The organism is Psychrobacillus insolitus (genome assembly GCF_003254155.1).
In the GTDB taxonomy this organism is placed as follows: Bacteria; Bacillota; Bacilli; order Bacillales_A; family Planococcaceae; genus Psychrobacillus; species Psychrobacillus insolitus.
Genome location: NZ_QKZI01000002.1, coordinates 61,183 through 86,304, shown reverse-complemented (window position 1 = coordinate 86,304; position 25,122 = coordinate 61,183). Strand labels below are relative to the sequence as shown.

General features: G+C 36.5%; 23 protein-coding genes and 4 tRNA genes. 11 read left to right on the top strand and 16 right to left on the bottom strand.

The genetic code is table 11. From position 1 onward, the window contains the following. Positions 1-2: 2 nt before the first annotated feature. The 5 genes from cysI to cobA all read right to left on the bottom strand — a co-directional run bounded on the left by cysI (position 3) and on the right by cobA (position 5,379). Positions 3-1,721: an assimilatory sulfite reductase (NADPH) hemoprotein subunit gene (gene cysI, locus C7437_RS07650; RefSeq protein ID WP_111439094.1), complete on the bottom strand. Its 1,719-nt coding sequence runs from the start codon at positions 1,719-1,721 to the stop codon at positions 3-5. 25 nt (positions 1,722-1,746) lie between these two features. Beyond that, entirely contained in the window at positions 1,747-3,576 is a 1,830-nt protein-coding gene (locus C7437_RS07645) for an assimilatory sulfite reductase (NADPH) flavoprotein subunit (protein ID WP_111439093.1), read from the bottom strand. Between the two features lie 46 nt (positions 3,577-3,622). Beyond that, on the bottom strand, positions 3,623-3,778 hold the full coding sequence (locus C7437_RS07640; protein ID WP_111439092.1) for a YezD family protein: 156 nt from the start codon (positions 3,776-3,778) through the stop codon (positions 3,623-3,625). Positions 3,779-3,841: 63 nt separating this feature from the next. After that, positions 3,842-4,573 (bottom strand): sirohydrochlorin chelatase, encoded by a 732-nt coding sequence (locus C7437_RS07635; RefSeq protein ID WP_111439091.1) that lies wholly within the window; start codon positions 4,571-4,573, stop codon positions 3,842-3,844. Between the two features lie 17 nt (positions 4,574-4,590). After that, complete coding sequence (gene cobA / locus C7437_RS07630) at positions 4,591-5,379, bottom strand: uroporphyrinogen-III C-methyltransferase (protein ID WP_211309995.1); 789 nt, start codon at positions 5,377-5,379, stop codon at positions 4,591-4,593. 495 nt (positions 5,380-5,874) lie between these two features. On the opposite strand from cobA, the gene C7437_RS07625 reads away from it, so the two are divergent. Both C7437_RS07625 and C7437_RS07620 read left to right on the top strand, forming a co-directional pair. Further along, the gene (locus C7437_RS07625; RefSeq protein ID WP_111439089.1) at positions 5,875-6,252 is read left to right on the top strand and encodes an SLAP domain-containing protein; all 378 of its coding nucleotides are present in this window, start codon (positions 5,875-5,877) and stop codon (positions 6,250-6,252) included. Between the two features lie 78 nt (positions 6,253-6,330). Beyond that, positions 6,331-6,510 carry a hypothetical protein gene (locus tag C7437_RS07620; protein ID WP_111439088.1) on the top strand — a complete coding sequence of 60 codons (180 nt, stop codon included), beginning with the start codon at positions 6,331-6,333 and terminating at the stop codon, positions 6,508-6,510. A 56-nt stretch (positions 6,511-6,566) separates the two neighbouring features. Here C7437_RS07620 and C7437_RS07615 read toward each other — a convergent pair whose 3' ends face one another. From C7437_RS07615 to C7437_RS07605, 3 genes are all read right to left on the bottom strand, one after another. Then, positions 6,567-7,313, bottom strand: coding sequence for a LysM peptidoglycan-binding and 3D domain-containing protein (locus C7437_RS07615; protein WP_111439087.1), 747 nt, complete (start codon positions 7,311-7,313; stop codon positions 6,567-6,569). A 166-nt stretch (positions 7,314-7,479) separates the two neighbouring features. Beyond that, positions 7,480-8,733, bottom strand: a complete 1,254-nt coding sequence (locus tag C7437_RS07610; RefSeq protein WP_111439086.1) for an MFS transporter — start codon at positions 8,731-8,733, stop codon at positions 7,480-7,482. A 202-nt stretch (positions 8,734-8,935) separates the two neighbouring features. After that, the gene (locus tag C7437_RS07605; RefSeq protein ID WP_245909243.1) at positions 8,936-10,279 is read right to left on the bottom strand and encodes a S1C family serine protease; all 1,344 of its coding nucleotides are present in this window, start codon (positions 10,277-10,279) and stop codon (positions 8,936-8,938) included. A gap of 378 nt (positions 10,280-10,657) precedes the next feature. On the opposite strand from C7437_RS07605, the gene C7437_RS07600 reads away from it, so the two are divergent. Next, complete coding sequence (locus tag C7437_RS07600; RefSeq protein WP_111439084.1) at positions 10,658-12,106, top strand: tryptophanase; 1,449 nt, start codon at positions 10,658-10,660, stop codon at positions 12,104-12,106. A gap of 324 nt (positions 12,107-12,430) precedes the next feature. Continuing rightward, on the top strand, positions 12,431-13,852 hold the full coding sequence (locus C7437_RS07595) for an aldehyde dehydrogenase family protein (RefSeq protein WP_111439083.1): 1,422 nt from the start codon (positions 12,431-12,433) through the stop codon (positions 13,850-13,852). A 92-nt stretch (positions 13,853-13,944) separates the two neighbouring features. Here C7437_RS07595 and C7437_RS07590 read toward each other — a convergent pair whose 3' ends face one another. The 4 genes from C7437_RS07590 to C7437_RS07575 form a co-directional block, all read right to left on the bottom strand. Continuing rightward, positions 13,945-14,568 carry a DUF2238 domain-containing protein gene (locus C7437_RS07590; protein ID WP_111439082.1) on the bottom strand — a complete coding sequence of 208 codons (624 nt, stop codon included), beginning with the start codon at positions 14,566-14,568 and terminating at the stop codon, positions 13,945-13,947. Between the two features lie 183 nt (positions 14,569-14,751). Beyond that, positions 14,752-15,534, bottom strand: a complete 783-nt coding sequence (locus tag C7437_RS07585; protein ID WP_111439081.1) for a YqhG family protein — start codon at positions 15,532-15,534, stop codon at positions 14,752-14,754. A 13-nt stretch (positions 15,535-15,547) separates the two neighbouring features. Next, on the bottom strand, positions 15,548-17,080 hold the full coding sequence (locus C7437_RS07580) for a DEAD/DEAH box helicase (protein WP_211309989.1): 1,533 nt from the start codon (positions 17,078-17,080) through the stop codon (positions 15,548-15,550). Positions 17,081-17,178: 98 nt separating this feature from the next. Next, on the bottom strand, positions 17,179-17,397 hold the full coding sequence (locus tag C7437_RS07575; RefSeq protein WP_111439079.1) for a small, acid-soluble spore protein tlp: 219 nt from the start codon (positions 17,395-17,397) through the stop codon (positions 17,179-17,181). A gap of 132 nt (positions 17,398-17,529) precedes the next feature. Here C7437_RS07575 and C7437_RS07570 point away from each other — a divergent pair, with 132 nt between their 5' ends. After that, positions 17,530-17,796: a hypothetical protein gene (locus tag C7437_RS07570; RefSeq protein ID WP_111439078.1), complete on the top strand. Its 267-nt coding sequence runs from the start codon at positions 17,530-17,532 to the stop codon at positions 17,794-17,796. 46 nt (positions 17,797-17,842) lie between these two features. Here the strand turns inward: C7437_RS07570 and tlp are convergent, their stop codons facing one another. Next, entirely contained in the window at positions 17,843-18,085 is a 243-nt protein-coding gene (tlp, locus tag C7437_RS07565) for a small acid-soluble spore protein Tlp (protein WP_111439077.1), read from the bottom strand. Between the two features lie 186 nt (positions 18,086-18,271). On the opposite strand from tlp, the gene C7437_RS07560 reads away from it, so the two are divergent. The 6 genes from C7437_RS07560 to C7437_RS07535 all read left to right on the top strand — a co-directional run bounded on the left by C7437_RS07560 (position 18,272) and on the right by C7437_RS07535 (position 20,799). Next, on the top strand, positions 18,272-18,916 hold the full coding sequence (locus C7437_RS07560; RefSeq protein WP_111439396.1) for a hypothetical protein: 645 nt from the start codon (positions 18,272-18,274) through the stop codon (positions 18,914-18,916). Positions 18,917-19,095: 179 nt separating this feature from the next. Further along, positions 19,096-20,028: a cysteine synthase A gene (gene cysK, locus C7437_RS07555; protein WP_111439076.1), complete on the top strand. Its 933-nt coding sequence runs from the start codon at positions 19,096-19,098 to the stop codon at positions 20,026-20,028. Positions 20,029-20,415: 387 nt separating this feature from the next. Next, positions 20,416-20,508, top strand: a tRNA-Ser gene (locus C7437_RS07550). 38 nt (positions 20,509-20,546) lie between these two features. Beyond that, positions 20,547-20,621, top strand: a tRNA-Met gene (locus tag C7437_RS07545). Between the two features lie 4 nt (positions 20,622-20,625). Further along, positions 20,626-20,701: transfer RNA gene (locus C7437_RS07540), tRNA-Asp, on the top strand. 24 nt (positions 20,702-20,725) lie between these two features. Further along, positions 20,726-20,799, top strand: a tRNA-Gly gene (locus tag C7437_RS07535). A gap of 1,099 nt (positions 20,800-21,898) precedes the next feature. Here C7437_RS07535 and C7437_RS07530 read toward each other — a convergent pair. The 3 genes from C7437_RS07530 to C7437_RS07520 all read right to left on the bottom strand — a co-directional run bounded on the left by C7437_RS07530 (position 21,899) and on the right by C7437_RS07520 (position 25,078). After that, entirely contained in the window at positions 21,899-22,099 is a 201-nt protein-coding gene (locus tag C7437_RS07530) for a cold-shock protein (RefSeq protein WP_111439075.1), read from the bottom strand. Between the two features lie 705 nt (positions 22,100-22,804). Then, positions 22,805-23,992 carry an alanine/ornithine racemase family PLP-dependent enzyme gene (locus tag C7437_RS07525; RefSeq protein ID WP_111439074.1) on the bottom strand — a complete coding sequence of 396 codons (1,188 nt, stop codon included), beginning with the start codon at positions 23,990-23,992 and terminating at the stop codon, positions 22,805-22,807. After that, positions 23,993-25,078 (bottom strand): N-acetyltransferase DgcN family protein, encoded by a 1,086-nt coding sequence (locus C7437_RS07520; RefSeq protein WP_111439073.1) that lies wholly within the window; start codon positions 25,076-25,078, stop codon positions 23,993-23,995. Positions 25,079-25,122 lie beyond the last annotated feature (44 nt).

Here is a 25,122-nt window from a genome sequence, read left to right as displayed (position 1 = left end):
GCTTAATTATGAAATTCCATTCCATCTAGCGTAGCTTTCACATGTCCAACTCGAACAACAAAATCGCCGAAATGCTCGCCTTCATTTCTTTCTTTTGCATATTGGAACAATATTGGGCGAAGTACTTGTAAAATTTCTTCTTCTCCGATATTTTCACGATACATTTTATTCAATCTTTCACCTGCAAAACCGGCTCCTAAGTATAGGTTGTATTTACCAGGACCCTTTCCTATGAAACCAATTTCACCTAATGCAGGTCTTGAACAGCTATTCGGGCAACCAGACATACGAATAAGAATCTCTTGATCTCGTAGTCCTGCTTCGTCTACAATAACCTCTAACTTATCTAACAATGATGGTAAATAACGTTCAGCTTCAGCCATTGCTAAACCACATGTAGGGAATGCTACACAAGCCATCGAGCTTCTTCTTAAAGCAGAGTAATGCGAACCATCTGTTAAACCATATTGTTTAATCAATGCTTCTACATTGCTCTTATTCTCATCCGTCACATTACTTATAACCAAGTTTTGGTTCGGAGTTAATCTAAATTCACCTGAATGGATTTTTGCAATTTCTCTTAATCCAGTCATTAGTTGATAATCTTCCAAATCTTTTATACGACCACTTTGGATAAATAGCGTGAAATGCCATTTCCCTTTGCTCCCCTTCACCCATCCGTAGCGATCACCATTATGATCAAAATGATATGCACGAGCAGGTTCTAACTTCCACCCTAGGCGAGTATGTAATTCATCTACAAACCAATCTAACCCACGAGCATCAATTGTATATTTAAAACGAGCATTTTTTCGTTCAGAACGATTCCCGTAATCACGTTGTATCGTAATTGTTTTTTCTGCAACTTCCAAGATTTGATCTGGTGTCACAAAACCAATTACTTTTCCTAGCTGAGGATATGTCTCATTATCGCCATGAGTCATCCCCATACCACCACCAACTGATACGTTAAATCCAACTAATTGATCGTTTTCTAGTACCGCAATATAGCCTAGGTCTTGTGAATATACATCAATATCATTAAGTGGTGGAACTGCAATACCAATTTTAAATTTACGTGGAAGATAAAGTGCACCATACATCGGCTCTTCTTCTTGTTCTTCACTATTAATTACTTTTTCCCCATCAAGCCAAATTTCATGATAGGCAGTTGTTTTTGGTAAAAGATAATCACTTAATTTAGAAGACCAATCAAATACTTCCGCATGAATATCCGATTGTTCTGGATTTGCATTACACATTACATTACGGTTTACATCTCCACAAGCTGCTAACGAATCAAACAATGCATTGTTTATTTCTTGAATGTGCTTTTTCATATTCCATTTTAAAATACCATGCATTTGGAAAGCTTGACGAGTTGTTAACTTCAATGTGCCGTTACCATATTTATTTGCAAGTCTATCCATTTCAAGCCATTGCGCAGCTGTAGAGACACCAGCTGGCGTACGTATACGAATCATAAATTGATAAGCAGGTTCTAGTTTTTGACGTTGACGCTCATTTCTAAGATCTCGGTCATCTTGTAAATAACTACCGTGGAATTTTAGTAAACGGTTATCATCATCTGGAATTCCCGAACTAATCGGGTAGTTCATCGTTTCCACAAGTGATCCACGTAAATAGTTACTTTCATCTTTAATACGCTCTACATCACTACGTTTTCCTGGTTGTGGTGGTAATATTATTTTCTCAGTCATTAGTCAAACTCCTTTTTCGATGTTTTCAGTAGACATCTCGTTGATAACGTTTTTGTTGCTGTAGCTCATTTAAATAAGCGACTGCTTCTTCAGAAGTTTTAGAACCTCGGTCCTCGATAATTGTTAGTAATGTTGCATGAACATCAGTAGCCATGTTCTTTTCGTCTCCACAAATGTAGATTACTGCTCCATCTTCTAACCATTTATAAATCTCTTCTGCTTGCTCTTTTAGACGGTGTTGAACGTATACTTTTTGCTCTGTATCACGTGAAAAAGCGACGTCCATTCTTGTTAATACTCCACCTTTAAGCCATTTTTGCCATTCCGTTTGGTATAGGAAGTCTGTTACAAAATGTTGGTCTCCAAAGAATAACCATGATTTACCTTCAGTACCTAGCTCTTCTCTTTCTTCTAAGAAAGCTCTATACGGTGCAACCCCTGTTCCTGCTCCTATCATAATGATTGGCGTTTCAGGGTTTTGAGGTAACTTAAAGTTAGGATTGTGATGTACATAAACCGGTAATGCAGTTCCAATTTCAACATTTTCTGCACAAGCTCCTGAGAATACACCTTTTCTATCACGACCATGCGCTTCATAGCGAACAGTTCCAATTGTTAAATGAACTTCATCTGGATTCGCTTTTTGGCTACTCGCAATGGAATACAGTCTTGCAGGTATTTTACGTAACACAGAGACAAACTCACTCGCAGATGCTGTCCACGGTTTGAAATCTTGTGCTACATCTAACAAGTCACGACCATGTAAATACTCTCTTAACTGTTGTACATTTTCTTCTTTCAAAAGATCATGCAGCTGAGTATTCGACGTAAATGGGGCTATTTTTTCTAGCAATGGTTTTGAAAGTACTGTAATTTCAAAATAAGAAACAAGCGCTTCTTTTAAAGTTTGTGCTTGATTTTCTTTTGTTGCTATTTGATCACCAGCATTCCAGCCCAGTTCTGCAATCAATGCGTCTACCAACGACTCATCGTTTTTCGGGAAAATCCCTAAACTATCTCCCGGCTCAAACTGTAAATTAGCATCTTCAATTGATAACTCTAAATGTCGTGTTTCCTTATTTGATCCACGTCCATTTAAATTTAAATTTTCAAGTACTTCTGCTTGGAATGGATTTTTACGTGAATAAGTGGACTCTTCACTAGCGTTCCCTACATCTAAGTTGGATATCGCTTGCGTAGATGAACTTCCAGTTAACAACTCATTAAGTTTTCCTTGTACATTTGATATCCACTCATCAGCTGCATCATCATAATCTAAATCGCAGTCAATTCTTGGTGCTAGTCTATTAGCTCCTAATGCTTCCAAGCGCTCATCAAAGTCTTTGCCTGTTTGGCAGAACTTTTCATACGATGTATCACCTAATGATAGGACGGAGTATTGTAATTGATCCAATTTCGGCGCTCTTTTACTACTCAAAAATTCGTGTAATTGAATCGCGTTATCTGGCGGATCTCCCTCTCCTTGTGTGCTCACTACAATTAATAAATTTTGAATTTTCTTCAAAGTATTCGGCTTAAAATCTGACATGGAGACTAGCGTTATTTCAAAGTTGTCTGTTTGAAGATTGTTTGCTAATTTCTTAGCTAAAGCCTGACTATTGCCAGTTTGTGATCCAAATAGAATCGTCGCTTCTTTTGTTACTGTAACAGCAGCCTCACTAATAGTAGGTACATCTCGTTCGATGATTCCTCCTATTGGAAAACCTGCAGCAATCGGAGCACTTAGATATCCGTTTAACCAGATTTTTTGCCCCTCTGACAATTTTGGTAAAATTTGATTGAGTAATTCTACTTGTTCCTCATTAAATGGACTATTGATCACTTGAAGTTGCAAATTTTTCCACCTCACAAAACTAATTTTCTGTACTTTTTTATTTCAACTATTTCAGCCGAAATTTTTCATTCTTTTCTATTTGAACTACATAGTTATCTTGGATAACTAATGTAATAGTTCCATAACTTATTGTTGGTATAATCTCTTTTAAATTTTCAAGGGTTTGTTCATGATTTTGCACTTTTTTATCCACTATTCGCATTCATCCCTTCTCTGAAAATGTAACTTCTGCCAAGCAGGAATTAAGAAATAATATTTGTTAACCCTATTTTGAAATCAGTTCGCCTACTCGTTCCACTAGTACATCTTGTACGTGGTGATCATAGCCAAGACTTTTACATAATATCAATTGTTGTTCATTGTTCGAATATGCAGCAAGCTGTTTCTCGATTCCTTTTAATAGAATTCCAGTAAACAATAAATACGGTATGATAAATACTTGGCTGGTATGCTTTTGTAAATCTTCTAGAGCCGATTCAAAAGACTTTCCTGTTCCGTATAAGAAACAAGTTTCTACTTGTCGGAAGAAATATTTTTCACCTAGAAGACTTGCTATTTCATTTAAGTCTTGCTCAACCGCCTGGTCACTGCTGCCTCTACCGACCAGTAGTACGCGAGAATCTTTTTTGATAGGTTTTCCCTGTTCTATTATGCGATCATACAAGCTATCCACTATTTTAGGATGAACACCAAAAGGGCGACCGTAAGTAATTCCAACTTGTGGATATTTCTTTTTTCCTTCGTTCAGTTCGAGCGGAATATCTTCATTCGCATGATTTGCGGTAAGTAAAAGTATTGGTACAACAGCAATCTTTGTAGCTCCACGCTGCACACATCGATCGATTCCTTCATTAATATTTGGTTCGACTAACTCTAAAAAACAAATTTCTTGAATTGGCACATCAATGCGTGGTTGTGTCCGTTCAATAAAAGAAATAGCTTCGTTAGCTCCTGCTTTTACTCGGCTACCATGCCCTACATATAAAACTGCCTCCATGAGTCACCCTCCTTCCGTTAAACGATCATTTCTTTTGCTTTTACCTCTTCTGAATCAATTAACGTTTTTTCGAACCATTTTATTTTTTCACGTAATCTTACAACTTCTCCTACAATAATCATGCTAGGATTTTGTATTTCAGAGGTTTTGGCTATTTCTACAATAGTAGCGAGTGTACCTGTTATTGTTTGTTGAGCATCTGTCGTTCCCCAGTGTATTAGCGCTACTGGAGTACTTTCTGGTCTCCCGTGCTTAGTAAGTTGCTCACAAATATATGGTAAATTTCCAACTCCCATATAAATCGCTAGTGTATCAATGCCTTTTGCTAGACTTTCCCAATGGATAGAATCATCTTTTCCTTCACGCATATGCCCCGTTACGATTGCAAAACTGGAACCAAGTTCACGATGTGTCACTGGAATGCCTGCATAAGCTGGTGCGGCAATACCGGATGTAATACCTGGTACAACTTCAAACGGGATACCATGATCTACAAGTACCTCAGCCTCTTCAGCACCTCTACCAAATACAAACGGATCTCCACCTTTTAAACGCGTCACAATTTTCCCTTGCTTCGCGTACTTCACCAAAAAGTGATTAATTCTTTCTTGGATCATGGCATGGAAATTTGGTAACTTACCACAAAAAACAAGCTCTGCTTCTGGCTTCGCATATGAAAGAAGCTCCTTATTAACGAGACGATCATATAAAATAACATCTGCCTCTTGAATACATCTCAAGCCTTTTACGGTTATTAAATCTACACTGCCAGGTCCTGCTCCCACTAAATAAACTTTACCCAAAATGACCGCCTCCTTTATTACACATTCTTATGTACGACTATAATTTTCTATATAAAAGATATAAAAAAACGATTTTAATCAGGTTTACAATCAAAATCGCCTCTACTTTTTTATTCAGCTACTATTCTATTCATATTTACTTTCCGTATTGGATCATTTACGTACAAATTGTTTTCATAATGTAAATTCGATTCTGATTTATCAGTCATCAAATCTGTTTATATATTATCTCAATAATGCCGACAAGTCAACTAAGTTTAAAAGGTTTTTAGAAAATTTCTTTTTGCTTTTATTGTAAATAATTGCTTAAGAAATTGAAGCAGTCGCTTTCTTAAGCTATTTTTTTACTTTTAGTAATTATGTACGCTAAAAAATCTATCCAAAGCGATCTAGAAAAAATCGTACATCCTGTGAGCCTTTCCGGATTGTTTGCTATGGAGGAATCACTACTTCTCACCGTATATGTTAAAATGTATTCTACTCGAGGAGGTTTTGACTTTGCAAAAATTAATGTTCGAATCATCATGGGACAAAGCTTTATCCAGCAAAGATCGTAAAGACATTGAAGCAATATTTCTTGAAACAAATGAAAATAATCTTGAAAACATTCGCCTCTCTCCTATCTGGAACGCTGTTAATCATAGAGGAGAATTATTAATCACGGTACTTGTCCATAACTTCACGCAAAAAACGCTTACTTTTAATGAAAAAAGACTCGTGTACATAGAAAATGATGAAATCGTTGCAGAAAGTTCTTTTACACTGACAACACTAGTTATTCCCTCAAAAGTCACCATGCCATGGACGTTTATATTCCCAGTGGAATGTTTGAAAAAACCTGCGGAATTTGAAAAGGGTCATTTGGAAATCAAATAATTTTTCATATTTCATACATGTTTTTTTACTTTTCAACCATATTAATAATGCATCAAAAAAGTCGAGAGGGGTTTTCTTATGAAAAATGGTACTCATCAAGGAGCTAGTAATAATAGAGGTTCTTTTGCTAAAAATCCAAGTAGTAAGAAAGAGGAAATTTCTCTTGAATTGGCTGAGTTAGGTAATTTAAAACCTAAGCATGGTTCAATGTCTCCAAATCGACGAGATGTGAGTGAGAGGGAAAGATCTTACGAATAGAAAAGAGAAAAATGGGACACAACGCTTAGTTGTGCCCCATTTTCCTTATATTTAAGTTAGTTTAAGACTTTAATCGTTACTGTTTTACTTCCCCAGTTTAGTGCATCTTGTGTTGATGGAATGAAAACATCTATCTTATTCCCTTTAATTGCTCCACCAATATCACCTGCTATTGCTTCACCGTAACCCTCTACCCAAACACGTGAACCTAATGGGATGACTGTTGGATCTACAGCTATGACTTTTTGATTTGGATTTGAAATTAAGTCGATACCCGTTGATGTTACTCCTGAACACCCTTCACAGTAAGCTGTATACGCTGTCGCTGTAACAGTCATCTCTTGAGTTGTAGATTCAGTAGTAGCTGGTGTACTTGCTGTATTAGATACCTTGCTAGAAGCTGGTGAAGTTGTGCTTACTCCAGCTACAGCCACTTTTGTTCCTTCTAGAACCAATTCATCTCCTGGATGGATTAAATCACTTGTCAACTGATTACTATTCATCAAGCCGTCCACAGAAAGGTTATACTTTTGTGCAATACTGAAAAGTGTATCTCCTGAAACTACGATATGTGTTTTAGAAGTTGATACTTCTTCCACCTTTAGCGCTTGAGAAGGATATATAACTGATGAATCTAGATTGTTCCATGCTTGTAATTCTTGTATACTTACGTTCTCTTGTTGTGAAATTGACCAAAGTGTTTCACCTTTTTCTACCGTATGAATGCTTGATGCGAATGCTTGACCCACCATTCCTACTGATAGTGCTGCAAATGCTGTTAGAGTAACAATATATTTTTTCATAAAAATGAAATTCCTCCTTTTCACTAACGAAGCTTAGCTTAACATGTAGAGATGTCAGCACGATTGCAGTTAGATGTGTTGGAGTTAACAAGTTTATGACAAGGTTTTAGAATAAGATATATTTGTAATATATCTTTTAGTAGGTATTCTCAGGAAAAACTATTTATTAAATTAATAATCCCGTTTTTTGTTTCTTAATCAAAATAACAAACAGACTGGCCAATACACAAAATACTCCAGCAAGGAAAAATGCCCATGTGTATGAATCGAATATGTTATACATAAAGCCTCCACCATACGCCGCTACCGCTGCGCCAGCTTGGTGGGATGCAAATATCCAACCGTATATAATCCCACTTTTTTTAACCCCAAAAATCTGCCTTGAAATACTAATTGTTGGAGGTACAGTTGCAATCCAATCTAACCCGTAAAACACGGAGAAAATAACTAGAAACGTAATAGAGCCTTCTTGAAGTGCAAAAGGTAGAAAGACCAAAGAAGCTCCTCTTAACAAGTAATACCAAAACAGCAACCACCGATTATCATAGCGATCTGATAGCCATCCGGATATTGTCGTACCGACTAGATCAAAAACCCCCATAAATGAAAGCATTGAAGCTGCAGCAACTACCGGAATTCCATAACTAATGCAGTAAGAAATAAAATGCGTGCCAATTAGGCCACTTGTAGAAAGCCCGCATATAAAAAAGCTTGCTGCTAATAGCCAAAATTCCTTTACTCTTACAGCTTCTCGTAATGATCCAAAAGCCATTGTAATCGGATTTTTCTTTTGCACTGTAAGCGATTCTTTCGGTTCCTCAACTAGCCCATACGGAAGAATGCCAATTTCCTTTGGGGTATTTTTCATGAATAATATAATAACGATAAGCATAATAAAACTAAGTATTAGTATCATCCCAATTGCCCAGCGCCAGGAATAATTCTCTACTAGAATTGCTAGCACAGGAAGCAATATTAGCTGGCCCGTTGCCGTTGCAGCTGTTAATATCCCTACTGCAAGACCCCTTCTTTTCTCAAACCAGCGATTCGCTACATAGGTACTTAACACGGTTAAAAATACACCTGACCCAAGTCCAATAACGACTCCCCAAATTAGTATTAGTTGCCAAGCTTGGTCCATAAAAATTGTAAGTACAAGGCCCACCATCAAAGTAGTCATTGCATAAATCATCATCTTTTTTAATCCAACTACTTCAATTAATGCCGCCATAAATGGACCTGATAATCCGTATAAGAAAAGACCAATTGCAAAAGCTAGAGAAATGACGGTCCGATCCCATCCAAACTCATTTTCAAAAGGGACTATAAATACTCCTGAGGATGACCTCACAATTCCCGCTACAATAATAGAGAAAAAGGCAATTATTAAAACAAACCAACTATAATGAATACGCTTCAAGCCAACACCTACATTCTCTTTCATCTGATAAATTATTTAGATTTATTAGAATTCTATCAATTCGATATATTGTACGCTAAAAATAGTAGTGAGCACAATAGGTTATTTATATGAAGAGCTTATATGTCCAATACATAGAGAAATAACCAATCGAAGGAGTTAACTCAATCGATTGGTTATTTGTTAACGAATAATATTTTACTTATTCATAAATGAAAATATCAGTTATTTGATAATTACCTTCACTATCTATCATCACCGTGTATTCTTTATCTCGATTATAACTCTCATATTCACCAGCTGCGTTTGTAAAATCAAACTCTTCATTTGTAGAAACAAGTGCATAATCATCAAAAATTTCTACCGCTGTTACAGTATTGGAAGTAAAGTCAAAGATCACCCCTTGACCAGAAACGTCATATACATATTTCTCTAAATCTATATAAGCTATACTTCCAGGCCCTAGCATATCCTCTATCCAGGAAAAATCTTCATCAGCCAATGCCATTTCATAGTATCCTCTAAACGATATAATAAAATTAGATAAAGACTCCTCTTCAAATGAATTATCATTCCAGTCATCTTCTACACTCTCTTCTTCATAAGAAGCAATTTCATCACTATTTGCATCTTCCTCGTCAGAAGTATCTTCCGGAATACTTTCCTCACTGTACGCATCTTCTTCATAATAAGTGTCTTCTGATACATTTTCATCACTATACGTATAATCCTCGTAAACTCCAAATAGAGAAGTAACCTGTTTTTCATTCATAGGACTTGAAATCCAGTTGTCTAAAATTGAAGTCACAGTATTCATAGGGATGGAAAAACCGAACACATCATTTTCTTTGAACAATAGGGAATTAATGCCGATTACTTTACCTGTTTTTGCATCAATCAAAGGACCTCCACTGCTTCCTTCATCAATTTGCGCATCAATCTGATACAAATGTTCATAGAGAAATCCAAATTCTATATCCCGATTAACACCAGTCAAATATCCAATCGATGCAGAGTTTTCAAAACCTTGAGGGCTTCCAAGTGCAATCACTTCGGTACCAACAATTGATTCTTCTAATTCTGTTTCTAACGGATTGACTTTTGCGTATTCAGCAGAAATAAGTAATGCAACATCCGATTCATCTGATATTCCAATAACTTTTGCACTCGAGTCTTTCCCGGCAGAATTACGAACAATTACATCGGTATATCCTGCAACTACATGTGCATTCGTTACAATGTATCCACCTTGTTCATAGAGGAATCCAGACCCTTGCCCTACTTCAGTTAATATTGTAAATACTTTAGGCATCGTTTCTTGTATTACTTTTGTTTTGTCTTTTTGCTGAATAGCAACTTTTTTTGTCTCTATTTCTGCAACTGGTGCTTGTTTATTCAACGTTTTTAATTCTTCTATGACAGGAATGGCTTCATCCTTTGCAAAAAAAGACTCTTTAAAACCGTAACCAATGCCACCTAGCGTGAATAAACAGACTAAAACCCCCGTAATCAGAAAATTTTTCGAGCTATTTTTAGAAGCACTCAAAACTTCTCCACAGCCCGAACAAAAATTTGCCCCTATTTCATTTTTCACACCACATGACGGACAATACAATTTCTCACCCCATTTATTTTATAGCCAAATTCCAGCTTAATGATTCTATAAAATCAGAATAATCATTTTAATTAAATTATACTTTAATTCACAGATAATATCCATTCATTGTAAAAAATACATACCAGAACCAGTTGATACACTCAGTAATATGATTCATAAAGCAATAGAAGAATTTTCGTAATTAAGATCTAGATAAACAGACTTCCAAAAAATTGTCTAATCATGTATGATAATATAAACATTTAATACACCAACGCGTTGAAGCGATAAAGCGCACAAATACATAGATCACAGGAGTGAATGAACATGTCTACTATTAAATTTTATTCGGGTGAAAAAATTCCATTGGAAATGCACAAAGTTCGTATTATACAAAAACTGAATTTACCTCCAGTTGAGCAACGCCTAGAAGCAATGAAAGAAGCGGGATATAATACATTTTTATTGAAAAACCAAGATGTCTTCATGGATATGCTGACAGATAGTGGCGTGAATGCGATGAGTGATCGTCAACAAGCTTCCATGCTTGAAGCAGATGATAGCTATGCAGGTTCTGCTACATTTACAAAACTAGAAGAAAAACTAACAGAAATTTTCGGCACTAAATACTTTTTACCGACTCACCAAGGCCGTGCTTGCGAGAATATTATTTCTCAAGCATATGTGACGGAAGGGTCTATTGTTCCGATGAACTACCATTTCACAACTACTAAAGCACATATCGTGTTAAACGGAGGAATTGTGGAAGAAGTATTCATAGATGAAGCTTTAAATTTAACAAGTACTTGTCCATTCAAAGGAAATATAGACATTGAAAAACTTTCTAATCTAATCGAAACAAATGGAGCAGATAAAATTGCCTTTGTTCGTATGGAAGCAGGAACGAACTTAATTGGCGGACAACCATTTGCATTAGAAAATATGCGTGAAGTTCGTAAAGTTTGTGACGCGCATAATCTATTGCTTGTTTTAGATGCTAGCTTACTGGCAGATAATCTTTACTTCATTAAACAACGTGAAGAAGAATATAAAGACAAGTCTATTCGTGAAATTACTCGTGAATTTGCAGACCTTGCGGATATTACTTACTTTTCAGCGCGTAAACTCAGTTTTGCTCGTGGTGGCGGTATTATTACTAATAGCGAAGAAGCATACTTAAAAATGCGTGAATATATTACACTTTACGAAGGTTTCTTAACTTACGGAGGAATGTCTGTTCGTGAGATGGAAGCGATGGTAGTTGGTCTGGATGAAACAATGGATGAACAAATGATCAACCAAGGACCACAATTTATCTCTTATATGACAGATGAATTAATCAAAAATGGTGTTCCTGTTATTACTCCAGCTGGCGGACTTGGATGTCATGTCAATGCAATGGACTTTATTAGTCATATTCCGCAAGAACAATATCCAGCCGCTGCCCTTGCAGCTGCAATTTATATTGCAGGTGGTGTTCGTGGAATGGAACGCGGTACAATGTCCGAACAACGCGATGCAAATGGCGTTGAACCCTTAGCACATATGGAACTTGTAAGACTAGCAATGCCTAGACGTGTATTTACACTGTCACAAGTAAAATACGCAGTGGATCGCATCGTATGGTTGTATGAAAACCGTGAGTTAATAGGTGGACTTCAATTCGTAGAAGAACCGACAACAATGCGCTTCTTCTTTGGTAAATTAGGTGCTCAAACTGACTGGCCAGATAAATTAGCAGCTAAATTTAGAGAAGACTTTGGCGATAGTTTGTAATAAGAAAAGCGTAAGCGCCTATTACTGCCCCGACAGGCAAATGGGGAATCGCGAGGAGGCAGCTCTTCAGCCACCGCAGTGATTACCCATTTGACCCCGAGGGGCAAGGCGCTGGAGCTAGACAGACTATGCAGAAATTTTATATACTTTCTTATTGCTTTAGTAATAAACCCACTCCAAGTTAGTAACTTGGAGTGGGTTTTTGTTTACTACAATCTTTATTAATAACTTATTTTGCTGTAGATTCAAAATGGAAATCAAGGGTATTTAATTGGAGAAGTCGGTATACTTGAATTAGGAAACTTAATATTGGAGGATGATTGGATGAAAAAGCAATTTTACGTAAATGGTGAATGGAAGACTGCTGAAAAATTTGCAGAACTCCGCTCCCCTCACACAAAAGAAGTCATTGCGCAAATTCCACAAGCGACTCGGGAAGAAGTGGAACAAGCAATTGATGTTGCACATGATACAAGAGCTCAAATGGCAGAACTGACCGCTTATGAACGTGCTGCAATTTTAGAACATCTTACACAATTATTTATCGATAACCGTGAAAAAGCAGCAAAAATTATATCTTCGGAAGCAGGAAAACCTATAAAATATGCTTTAGGAGAAATCGATCGCACAATCGAAACATATAAATTTGCAGCTGAAGAAGCAAAACGTTTAACAGGCGAAATGATTCCAATGGATGCAGCCAAAAACGGAGCGAACCGTTTTGGCTATACTATCGAACAACCAATTGGAGTTATCGCCGCCATCACTCCATTTAACTTTCCGCAAAACTTAGTGGCACATAAAGTAGGACCTGCAATCGCAGCTGGTAACACCATCGTTCTAAAGCCAGCGTCACAAACTCCGCTTTCTGCACTATTTTTAGCTGAGTTAATCGACCAAACTGCTTTACCAAAAGGTGCTTTTAACGTTGTTACAGGTAGTGGGAAAACAGTTGGGGATGCTTTAGTTGAACATGACAAAGTTAAAATGATTACTTTTACAGGTAGCCCAGCTGTAGGTATTGGCATTCAAAAGAAAGCTGGATTAAAAAAAGTCGCATTAGAATTAGGCTCAAACTCCGGCTTAATCATTGATCGAAACGTGGACCTCTCACAAATTGTACCAAAATGTGTCATGGGGGCATTTTCAAATCAAGGACAAATATGTATTTCCTTACAACGCACGTATGTAATGGATGAGTTATTTGAAGAATTTATCGAACAATTTGCTTCACTGACAAAGAAACTTGTCATTGGAAATCCACTTGAAGATACGACAGATATTTCTGCCATGATTAATCCAAAAGAACAAGAGCGAGCAATGAGTTGGGTACAAGAAGCTGTTCAAAACGGCGCTGAAATTATTACTGGAGGAACAATCGAAAATGGTGTGTTTATGCCAACAATCTTATCGAATGTAGCCCCAAATTTAAAGGTATCCTGTCAGGAAGTATTTGCACCAATCGTCGTTGTAAACCGCATCTCTTCTATTGAAGAAGGCATAGATGCGATTAATGACTCGAATTATGGTCTACAAGCAGGAATATTCACGAATGATATCCAAACCGCGTTTAAAGCTTCTAAAAAATTAGAAGTTGGAGGTGTCATGATTAACGACATCCCAACATATCGTATTGATCAAATGCCATACGGTGGCGTTAAAGAAAGTGGTACAGGTAAAGAAGGATTAAAATATGCCATTCATGAAATGACAGAAACTAAACTTGTCGTATGGAATAACCAGTAAATTCTAGTAACACTAACATTACAAAGAGAGACCAGTCTATTTAGTTTAATAACATGAACAAATAGCCCAGCTGAGTTGAGAACTCAGTTGGGCTATTTTCCACTCTCTCTTAACAACTTATCATGTAATTTTGAAAAAAGGAGTAAGGCTAATATGGAACCTATTAAAGCTAATGTCATATCCCATTGTGCATCCCACTGATCACCTTGCATACCTAAAAAGTCTTTTGTTGCTTCTTCCCCGCCGTTTATTTTAGTACTAGCCCATTCTATAATTTCATACAGTGCTGCAACTGCCAGTACTATACTAACAGTGATACCGAATAACCACGCACCTCTAGTTAATTGCGTTTTTCGTAATAATAATTCCCTTATCAAAATGGCAGATAATCCTTTTAAGAAATGTCCGAATCGATCGTAGTTATTTCGCTGCAAATCAAACTCATCTTGTATCCAATTAAAAAAAGGAACTTCTGAATATGTATAGTGACCACCAATAAACGTCAGAATGGATAAAATAGCGATGATGAAATAAGACAGTGTAGTGAAACGAAATTTGTTATACGTTGCAATTACAATGATTAATATGACGACTCCAGGACTAACTTCAGCTAACCAATCCAAATACGATACAGGCTTAATAACTGACCATATAAAAATAATCGTAACTACTAATAGTAAAGCAATATGCACCTTAGAAATTTTCTCTAATTCCATAGCAACACCCTACCCACTCTGCGTTAATAAACTCTTTTATTATTTGCATCATGTCCGTTTTCTCTATAAACAATACTCACTCATCAAAAACGGTTTATTGAAAGGAGGAATACAAGATATGGAGAAGATAAGTGACCGCAATCACGTATCTCCTCACTTGGTTTCTAGGTAATGGTGTATTACTTATTTCATGTAAAACAATCCACCATTTAAAACCTCAATTTTGATCCTTGCCTCGTACTGTTCTTCCATCGCTTTTCTTTCCATATCGTAGCATTCCGGCTTTTTTTCTATCCCCGTGTAAAAATATTCCAATACCTCTTGATCTTTCTGCCATCTCTCTTTCGCTTCTTCTGCCCACGTATGATCATCTTGTTGTACGATATTGTCAATCACCAAATCTAATCGCTCTAGAGCACGGATGGGCTTTATAATATAAGGTAAATGAAAAACCCCCTCTGTCATAATTGGATCTAAATCTACTTCCCTTAATGATTCTTGAAATTCCTCTATTAGATTCCCTGTCATTAAGTTAATTCCTAGCGAATAAAGCATCTCTTTCGTTTGATCACTGTAATATGATATTTTATAATTCACACCTAACCAAGGAGTTAAAATAATATTTTTTTCAAACTTGTTTACCTTCTCATACATTTGCACAAATGCACCTAACTCTTTAGTTGTTTGAAATAGTTGGCTTAGTCGAGGAGAACCGAAATGCACCACTTCCCCTTTTATGCCGCCTTCCATAAGATTATTTTGATCCGTGATTAAGGTTAATTGGGCTGGGTTTGGCTCACCATTTATACTTTCCAAGTATTTCCAGTAATAAGGGCGATTCATAATTTTTTTATCCATATCAATCGTTAATTGAACATTAATGTAATGGCCATCATTATTTAAAATACGGCACTCATTTTCTTCAAAAAACTTTACTAAATAATCGTGAACTTGCTGGGGGTACATATAGACACTCCTCTCAAATAGTCTTTTTAAATGCGGTTAAAATATCATCTAGCTCCCCAACTACTTTTTCAAAAACACCGATTTTAGTATAAAGCAGCTCCAAAATAGAATCTTCGATCGTATTACGGATAGCAATATTGTAAATATGAACGTCATGTTCTTGCCCTAACCGATGGACGCGCCCAATTCGTTGCTCTAACTTCATCGGATTCCAAGGCAAATCATAGTTGATTACATGGTGACAAAATTGCAAGTTAATCCCTTCACTTCCAGACTCAGTGGCGATTAAAACCTGTGCTTTTTCTTTAAACAGTTGCTTCATCCACTCTCGTTTACTTTTGCTGAACTTCCCATTAAAAAGGACGCTTGTGATTCCTTTTGAATATAAATAATCCTGTAGGTATGCTTGACTAGCTCGATATTCGGTAAAGATAATAACCTTATCATTTGCCTGAGAAATAATTTCATAAGCCTTTTCTGCTTTTGAATTCATTTCCAAAGCCATTAATTTTTGCATAACTGATTCCATATACTCTATCTCTTTTAGCTCTACGCATTTTTCACGCATTTTACTTAACGTCAATTGCGTAGCTTCTTTGCTGCTGCACATTTCCCTTTGTAGAGTAATCATGGAGAAAGTATCCGAAAAAACAGGGCACATATTTTTTAGTTCTGAAATCATTTCGTAGACTTCTTTTTCCTCTTTCGTAAAATCGATTGGTATTATTTGAACACGACGATTGGTCCATTCAATTCCAGTATCCTGTCGTCTATTTCTTACCATCACTTGGTTTACCAATTCCCTTAAATAATCGTCGTGCTCTAAACTGTGTTTACTTGCGGAAAAGGATGATTGAAAGGCTTCGTAATTCCCTAGATGTCCTGGTTTTAGTAAAGAAATTAAATAAAATAGTTCAAACACATTGTTTTGTATTGGCGTGGCAGTTAATAACAAACAAAACTTTTTCTTTAAACCTTGCACAAACTCATAAATTTTCGTTTTATGATTTTTTAACTTATGAGCTTCATCAATGATTATCATGTCATAATCTTGCGCGTAGATTAATTCTTTGTGAGGACTTTTTTTCGCTGTATCCATACTCATTACTACTACATCGTAATATTCTATTGGGGTATTTTTTTTATAAGGAATGGCAGGAATATAAAATTTATAGTTTAACTCTTCGACCCACTGATTGATCAGGGAAGCAGGAGTCAAAATTAACGCTTTTTTTACAAGGCCCCGAACGAGGTATTCTTTTAATATCAAACCTGCTTCAATCGTTTTACCGAGTCCAACTTCATCTGCAAGAATTGCTTTTCCATTCATTCTTTCAATGACCGTTTCAGCCACTTTCAATTGATGATTCAGGGGAGTTAGATTTGGTAGGTATTTAGGAGATTGAAGACCATAAAAATCCGTAATCAAGTTCGCTTTCACAATTTCGTAATTCATATTGTATAGTGTCCAGTTTTGCCATGGTTCCAGATTTTCTAATCTATTTGTAAAGCCTTCTTTCCACTCAGACGACCTCTCGATTATCATACACATCACCTTTTACTTTTTAGTCTGTCCAAAATAAATGTAAATATGATAAAAATACTAGGATAGGATGTAATCCCTAACCTAGTACATATAATTTTTTAGTATCCTCTTATACGGGATTCATCTTCTGCTTTTATTTCACTTTGTAAGTCTTCAATGTTCTCTTGCCGTCTTGCATTTTTTTCCTTAATCGAAGCACGTTCTTTTCCTTCTGCAAATTCTAGTGCTTCTTCAGCTGCTTCCATATTACTAATGGTTTTCTTTAGTCTTTCTTTATTATCCGCTGAATCATTTGGTCCTGGTTTGTGTATAGTCACTTTACTTCCTCCTTATTATTTTTAACATCTTTCAAAAGCTATTATTCCCAAGTACGTAAAAACTATTTAATGAATATTCATCGTGTGAAAATGCCATAGTAAGGCATATTGATTATGAAGGAGGACTTTGTTATGGATGATCACACACAAATGAGTTGGAAAGAAGATACCGTCATTGGTCAATTGCATAATTCTGTCGATAATGTCACGTTTGCTGTTGGAGAAGCATTTACAAACCCAACAGAACGGGCAATTCAGAACGCACGGAATATGATTGAACGCGCAGAACGTTCGGTCACTATGGCCCTCGAAAGTAGAGGGGAATTGGAACCTATCAGTACACTTCAGGAGCAATTGAACCAAGATAAAGAGAAATTAAATAAATTGAATGTACAATAAAAAGTTCCGGCGAAAAACATTTTGTTTTTCGCCGGAACTTTTTCATTTATTGATCTTGTGAATAACCTTTTTTGCGTGCTGTAGCTTCATCTAATATTTCTTTTCTAAAACCGTCAATACTTTTTTCTCGACGTGCATTTTTCTCTCTGATCGCCTCTAGTTCTTCGCCGTCAGCAAAAGCCATTGTTTCTTCAGCAGCTTCCATATTATCCCGTGTATTTTCCACCATATCTTTAAGCTTTTCCACGTTATCTGTTCGATCATCCGGCTTAGGTTTGTTTTTTGTCATTTATATTCCTCCTTTTTTCTGCACCAAAATAGCTTTTCCATTCTCAAATAAATTATGCATCATTCATTTACGACTTTGTATGTACGGTAACTGAATAAAAGTGGAAATGGATATATATGGAGTGAAATAAACAGAACAAAGTTGGAGATGATAAAAGAAGAAAAAAGAAAAAGAGGCGATAATGACATGTCAATGGAATGGTTTAACAGAGTAACTGGTGAGCTACAGGATCATTTGAATTCAATTTGTGAGAAATATGAAAAAATCGGTCATGTGAATATTAATCAAGGATCAAAACATCCACGAATTGAATTTTTCATTGAAACAGAAACGGACGAAAGAGATTACTTTTGTACCCTCTTCTTTGACCCATACAATGAAGAATTTTACACAGAAAGCTTTGACTTGTCTCTCCAACAACCGACAAGAATTATTCTAGATGACATAACAGATATAGTGGAAGCAGTTCATGAAAGCTTCCATGAATTCATGGATGTTGATAGTGAATATGAAGAGGATGACGAAACGGATGAACTTTATCTCGGTGAAGTCCTGGATCAGGAAATTACTCTAGAAGAAATTGACGTGGAATGGGAAACACCTGAAGTCACGGCTTTTCAGATTGAGAATACCGTTGAAGTAACCTATCAATTTGGCTTAGACACCACAAACGGGGATGGCGTTCTCCGAAGAGTCAATCGATTATGGACGGAAGATGAAGAAATTATAGAGGATGAAAGTACCTTCACCTTTTCCAAAGAAGAAGCAAGTACGATTATTGCTATGATAGCGAGCCATATGGAATCCATGACTAGTTATGATGAGATTTAAAACTAGTAAAACAAATATATTAGGCTATTTTTGAATAAAATTAACCCATCCGAGCAGTTTTCTAATAGGATGGGTTTTTAATTCCTTGTAAATTAGTACGAATAATAGTATTGTTTGATTATCTTAACATGTATTATGTATCATTTTTCATTTAATTATTAAACAAGGAGGTTCTTTACATGCCAAATAAAATAGTCAATCATATATACGAACTGATCGGTGACACACCTGTCGTTCGATTAAATCGTCTCGTTGATGAAACATGTGCTGAAGTACTAGTAAAACTAGAATATTTCAATCCAAGTGGAAGTGTAAAAGATCGAGCGGCCTTTTCTTTAATCGATGCAGCCGAACGTCAAGGGAAAATTCAAAAAGGTTCTACTATTATTGAACCAACAAGTGGAAACACCGGCATCGGATTAGCTATGAATGCTGCGGCCAAAGGATATAAATCAATTTTTGTTATGCCTGATAATATGACACAAGAACGAATTTCGATATTAAAAGCATATGGTGCGCAAGTCTTCTTGACTCCTGCAGCAGAAAAGATGCCAGGTGCCATTAAAAAAGCACTCGAATTACATGAAAAAATCGAAAATAGCTTCATTCCACAGCAATTTGAAAACCCAGCGAACGCCGCTATCCATAGGATAACAACTGCTCCAGAAATTATTGAGCAAACAGGTGGCAAACTGGACGCCTTTATCGCTACAGCGGGAACGGGTGGTACGATAACTGGAACAGGTGAAGCTCTTAAAAAAAAACTTCCGAATATAGAAATTATTGTCGTAGAGCCTAAGGGATCTCCAGTACTTTCAGGAGGACAACCCGGACCTCATAAACTAGTCGGAACGAGCCCTGGATTCATTCCATCGATCTTAAATACAGATATTTATAATGAAATTGTTCAAGTTTCAGACGAAGATGCTTTGAATACCACTCGAGACTTGGCAAGATTAGAAGGAATTCTTGTTGGCCCATCTTCCGGTGCAGCTGTTTGGACAGCGATTAATGTTGCCAGAAGACTAGGTCCTGGAAAACGAGTTCTTTGCATAGCACCAGATAACGGCGAACGTTATTTGAGTATGCCAGGTCTGTTTTCGGAGGAATAAGGATTTACTAGCGAACAAGCCTTTTTCCAAATAAACATTGTCGGTTCGCCTTGAACGAAAATTATTATGATAGAATAGCTAAACACTGAAAAAGTAGAGGATCCAAGTGACAAAGTCACTTGGATCCTCTACTTTTTTCAGCCACCCTATTAACTATTATTTGTCCATTGCTCCCCTAAAACATGCAAAGAAAAAAGCCAAATGCTTTGCAAAATAATAGGAGCCTAGTTACTGTCCAAAGCAATCTAGAAAAAATCGTAAAAACCGCATTTAAAGTCGATAAAACCCTTTTACTTTGTTATCTGCAAAAAAAGTTTGCCTTTATTAAGAAAATGCTTTATACTAAGTAATGTCGCAAATAAGTAAATTATTGCTTCATAACATTTCGGAGGAATACCCAAGTTCGGCTGAAGGGATCGGTCTTGAAAACCGACAGGCGGGTAAGACCGCGCGGGGGTTCGAATCCCTCTTCCTCCTCCATTTTTAATAATTTGTTAGTAGAATAAGTATATTATTGTCGCGGGGTGGAGCAGTGGTAGCTCGTCGGGCTCATAACCCGAAGGTCACAGGTTCAAATCCTGTCCCCGCAACCAAAACGGTCCCGTGGTGTAGCGGTTAACATGTCTGCCTGTCACGCAGAAGATCGCCGGTTCGATCCCGGTCGGGACCGCCATTTATTTTTTTACCTGTATATAATGCGGGTGTAGTTTAGTGGTAAAACCTCAGCCTTCCAAGCTGATGATGAGAGTTCGATTCTCTTCACCCGCTCCAATAATTTAAATACATATACGCATATACAAATACCCCATCTGAGTCCTTAACTCATAGATGGGGTATTTTTTGATTCTTTGTCAAATGACGGTAGTGAAGAATTTTAGTCGGCTATAATTGATTTATTTAGTTATCACAGGACTGTTCAGAAAGTCAGTAAACCTGATTTTTTTTGAAAAGATAAGAAAATAGAATTTCTGCATAATATGTCTAGCGTAAACTCCTGCGCGAAGCAGGTCATGTCTGGCGTTAACAACAGACCTACCCCATCCCCATTTGCCACCTTACGCAGTAATAGGCGATTGCGCTTTTCTTACTTGGAACAAAGTTTGTACAATTACTTCTAGTCGCTTCGGATAGTGTTATTGCTTACACTTTTACTTAAAAGAAAATCAACGGCTCAAGAAGAGAGGTACCACACACTTACCTAAAGAGGACGCCAAAGATGCAATTTTGACTGTCATTTCCCTTCTTACTTGGATAAATGCTACCCCATTCTTTTGAGTCACTTCAAAACAGAGCCATATTTCTTTCTAGTATCTTATGTAGAAAAGGTTATTTCCCTTAAAAATAAGCAAGAATTATATTGTAGAAAAGTGGATCCTCTTTTCTTCCCAAAAGCATTCACCCTTTTCCCTTCGATGTTTTAGGGGGGCCGACGGACAAGCAATCGTAATAGGATGACCGAAAACGATCGAGGAGCTAGGTGACGTACGTAGTCGCCTAGCTCCTCGATTTCTTTCTCGTTTATTCTGTAACCATAAGTTTTGTCCAAAGCGAACCAGAAAGCCCGCATAGAAAAAGGGCGCTTTAGCGGTTTTCGCGACAAGGAGGCTCACCGCACGCCCCAGGCAGCGCGTCCGCTCGTAACGAAATCAGCGTAGATCAGGGGTTTTTCCATTTCAGAGATATCGATAAAAAAATGACATTAGTGAAATTCCATCCCTTTCTCCTGTTTGATCAAGAAAGGGATTTTATTTCACCAACGCCATATATTGTACAACCTGAAATCATTATACATCTATATTTTAAATAAAAAAAAGACACTCAATTAAGAGTGTCTCTAATTTAAGACTAGCATTAACCTAATTCCTAAGAATTAAAGTTTTGTAATGTTAGTAGCTTGTGGTCCACGGTTACCTTCTTCAACTTCAAATTCAACTTTTTGACCTTCGTCAAGTGATTTGAAACCGTCGCCTTGGATTGCTGAGAAATGAGCGAATACGTCATTTCCACCTTCAACCTCGATAAAACCAAAACCTTTTTCTGCATTAAACCATTTTACTGTACCTTGTGTCATTAAAAAAACCTCCATAAATTTAAATTAAATAATATAAAATTCTCCATAAGTTAAAAAAATTCACATATTACAAAAAGTACCGAACAATCGCGATTACTCTTTGTAATATGCGAATTCATCATTTCTCGTAAAGCAATTTAATTATTAAACTTAGTATACAACAGATTTTTTAGTTTGTCCACTAATATAAAAAAATATTATATTTCTTAGTGAAATCCATTCTTATCTCTCTTCTTAAAGAGCAGACTTTTATATGAGAAAAGCCGAAGCGCCTATGTCTAGGCCCTCGGGGTCAACGTTCTTCTGCGACGAGCTTTGCGCAGGAGCACGGGCGACTTACGCTAGACATATGCTGCAGAAATTCTATATACTTTATTATTTTTTAAGAAAATAAACAGAGTACCCTCTTTCTATATAGACGCTGCTGGTTCGCTTTGGATAAAATTTATGGTAACAAGATAAACGTGAAAAACAGTAAATGAGCAAAACTGACATACGACATAATTTAAAATAAGTGAAATATATAAGAAAAGCGGCTTTTTGCACTTAATTACAAATATGTCGTATATTGATTTTGTTCTTTTTTAAAAATTGAGAAAAACCGCTAAAGCTCCATTTTTTAGACGGGCTTTTACGGTTCGCTTTGAATAAAACTTATGGTAGTAAAATAAACGATGAAATAAGTAGTTGGAATTTATTATACTTTCATTTTCTATTTAATATCAAGGCATTTTGAACAGGTTCTAATAAAGCATTTTTAGATTGGATTGAGGTAAGGAAATTTTTAAGAGTCGGTGAATCAGAATGATCTTCTACTGATTCTCGCATCTGAGATATACATATCTTATTAATAGAAGGAGAAGTCATTGCTGTAAGTAAAGCACCGTAGCTAAGGGAGAATGCAACTTCATTCCCTACTTTTAAATGGACTTTTTTTGCATCTAAAATAATATGATCACTACTAGAACCAAGAATTTCAAGTGGCAAAATTGGAGTTAATCCAGATACCAGTACATCCTGGCGGCCAACCCCAACGATCGCTCTTCTAATAATTCCTCGATCTTGAAAGGATAATACTTCGCCAAATGCATTTTTACCACGTTGTCCGTATGGAACAGATGGTTTTAATTTGGATTCTATTACTTCAGCAATAAAGCAAAAGGCATCAGAAAATAGTTTTGGAATTGTTTTTCCATTTACAGTCTCGCAGCCTAAAAAAATAGCCTCACCAAGTCGAATATTATTAACTTCTCCTACATCAGCGGTATTCATAAACCAATTGTAGTTCGCTGAATTTCCTCCTGAAATATACGTGAGAGGTAAACCAAATTGTCTTTTTATGTTTTTAACAAAGGTGGAAAACACATCCATGTTTTTTTCTGTAGGGATGACTCCCCCATAGCAAGTGAGATTTGTACCGATACCGGAAACTTTAATACATGGTAGTGTTAACACTTCACGAATAATAGCAGGAACATCTTTCAACAAAGTTCCTTCTCTTAAATCTCCCATTTCTACCATTAGTATAATCTCGTGTGTTTTCTTTTGTTTCACCGCTTCGGCTGACAAAGCTCTAATTACTTCGATTTCTGTATTCATGCTAATGTCTGCAAACTCTACAACCTTTTGAATTTCACTCATTGCGGGTGTCCGCAATAATATAAAGATTGCTTTTAGATTAGCTTTTTTCATTTTTTCTATATTAGATATTTTTGAATCTGCTAGACTTTCAATACCACTTTCAATTAATACCTTCGCAACTTTGTGGTTGGCAAATACCCCTTTGACAACTCCCGTAATTTTTATCCCCTTTTTCCCATACAACCCTTTTAAAACCTTTACATTATGTCTTATTTTATCAAGATTAATTTCAATCCTCGGATTAATACCCACTTAGGAAATAGCAACCATTTCCTTGTTTTTTAAGGTCGGGAAGAATTCAATTATAGGGTCAATTATTTTATCGTAACCTGTTTTCAAAACATCCGTTACCGGAAGACTGAATGTGCTTTCGTATTCGCGTATTGTGTTTTCTATTTCTAGATCAGTCATTTCTTCATGGTTCAGTGTTATACCAATTACTTTCGTCTCGCTGAAATTCTCAATTAGATTTATTTCACTTTGTACACTTGGCATTTTCACAAAAGGAAAATCTCCTAAAACTTTTCTCTTTGGAGGATGCTGTAAAATAACTGCTTTAGCTCTAGATCCTCTTAAAATTCCACATGAACTTGCATAGGCTGGATGACTTAATGCACCCTGTCCTTCTACAATAATAATATCCGGCTGTTCCGTTTCATTCGCTCTAACTATTTCACTCTCTAGCTCACCAATCACATATTGTAGTGGAAAGGCATCCATTGCAAGTCCATAGGAAGCTCCTTGAATCAAGCCAGTTTGTCCAGTTGCAATAAAAGCCGTTTTATATCCTCTTTCCTTCAGACCCTTTTCAATAATCATCGCAGTTGTTCGTTTTCCACAAGCACCATCTGTACCTAGTACTGTAATAATCGGAGTAGTTATTTTTAGAATTTCCCCAGTAAATAACTTCCATTCATTTTTAGGTTTAGGTTTACGAATATCATGGATTTCTATTCCATACTGCGTTGCATAGCCTATCATTTCTTCATCTTCAGTAAGAAATTCCTGAAGAGGATTAATAATATCTAGTCCTGCTTTCATCGCTTTTATCATGACTGCTCTTTCATGTTCTTTTAAAAAGGCATCAGATGGAGCGATACCAAAGATAAAGTACTTCGGTTTTTGAATGGAGCATTCGATTGCTTCTTCAAGGCTTCCACATAATGGAATACCATTCTTTATATTATCCAGATACTCTCCAGAATCCTGACCTTTTTTTGTACTATCTATTACTGCAGTTATCGAATAACTTCCAGGTTCACGTATTAATCCGTTTGCGGTCTTGCCATCCATAGAACTAAATTGACTTTCACAATAAACAATTGCACTTTTCCTCATCAATCTTTCCTCCAGGTGAATCTATTTTCACTATAAAAAAAGAA

Bases quoted from the DNA above. Each gene is read 5' to 3' on its own strand.
- cysI (WP_111439094.1), bottom strand. From the start codon at position 1,721: ATGACTGAGAAAATAATATTACCACCACAACCAGGAAAACGTAGTGAT.
- C7437_RS07640 (WP_111439092.1), bottom strand. From the start codon at position 3,778: ATGCGAATAGTGGATAAAAAAGTGCAAAATCATGAACAAACCCTTGAA.
- C7437_RS07635 (WP_111439091.1), bottom strand. From the start codon at position 4,573: ATGGAGGCAGTTTTATATGTAGGGCATGGTAGCCGAGTAAAAGCAGGA.
- C7437_RS07620 (WP_111439088.1), top strand. From the start codon at position 6,331: ATGAAAAATGGTACTCATCAAGGAGCTAGTAATAATAGAGGTTCTTTT.
- C7437_RS07615 (WP_111439087.1), bottom strand. From the start codon at position 7,313: ATGAAAAAATATATTGTTACTCTAACAGCATTTGCAGCACTATCAGTA.
- C7437_RS07600 (WP_111439084.1), top strand. From the start codon at position 10,658: ATGTCTACTATTAAATTTTATTCGGGTGAAAAAATTCCATTGGAAATG.
- C7437_RS07595 (WP_111439083.1), top strand. From the start codon at position 12,431: ATGAAAAAGCAATTTTACGTAAATGGTGAATGGAAGACTGCTGAAAAA.
- C7437_RS07590 (WP_111439082.1), bottom strand. From the start codon at position 14,568: ATGGAATTAGAGAAAATTTCTAAGGTGCATATTGCTTTACTATTAGTA.
- C7437_RS07585 (WP_111439081.1), bottom strand. From the start codon at position 15,534: ATGTACCCCCAGCAAGTTCACGATTATTTAGTAAAGTTTTTTGAAGAA.
- C7437_RS07580 (WP_211309989.1), bottom strand. From the start codon at position 17,080: ATGATAATCGAGAGGTCGTCTGAGTGGAAAGAAGGCTTTACAAATAGA.
- C7437_RS07570 (WP_111439078.1), top strand. From the start codon at position 17,530: ATGGATGATCACACACAAATGAGTTGGAAAGAAGATACCGTCATTGGT.
- tlp (WP_111439077.1), bottom strand. From the start codon at position 18,085: ATGACAAAAAACAAACCTAAGCCGGATGATCGAACAGATAACGTGGAA.
- C7437_RS07560 (WP_111439396.1), top strand. From the start codon at position 18,272: ATGTCAATGGAATGGTTTAACAGAGTAACTGGTGAGCTACAGGATCAT.
- cysK (WP_111439076.1), top strand. From the start codon at position 19,096: ATGCCAAATAAAATAGTCAATCATATATACGAACTGATCGGTGACACA.
- C7437_RS07530 (WP_111439075.1), bottom strand. From the start codon at position 22,099: ATGACACAAGGTACAGTAAAATGGTTTAATGCAGAAAAAGGTTTTGGT.
- C7437_RS07520 (WP_111439073.1), bottom strand. From the start codon at position 25,078: ATGAGGAAAAGTGCAATTGTTTATTGTGAAAGTCAATTTAGTTCTATG.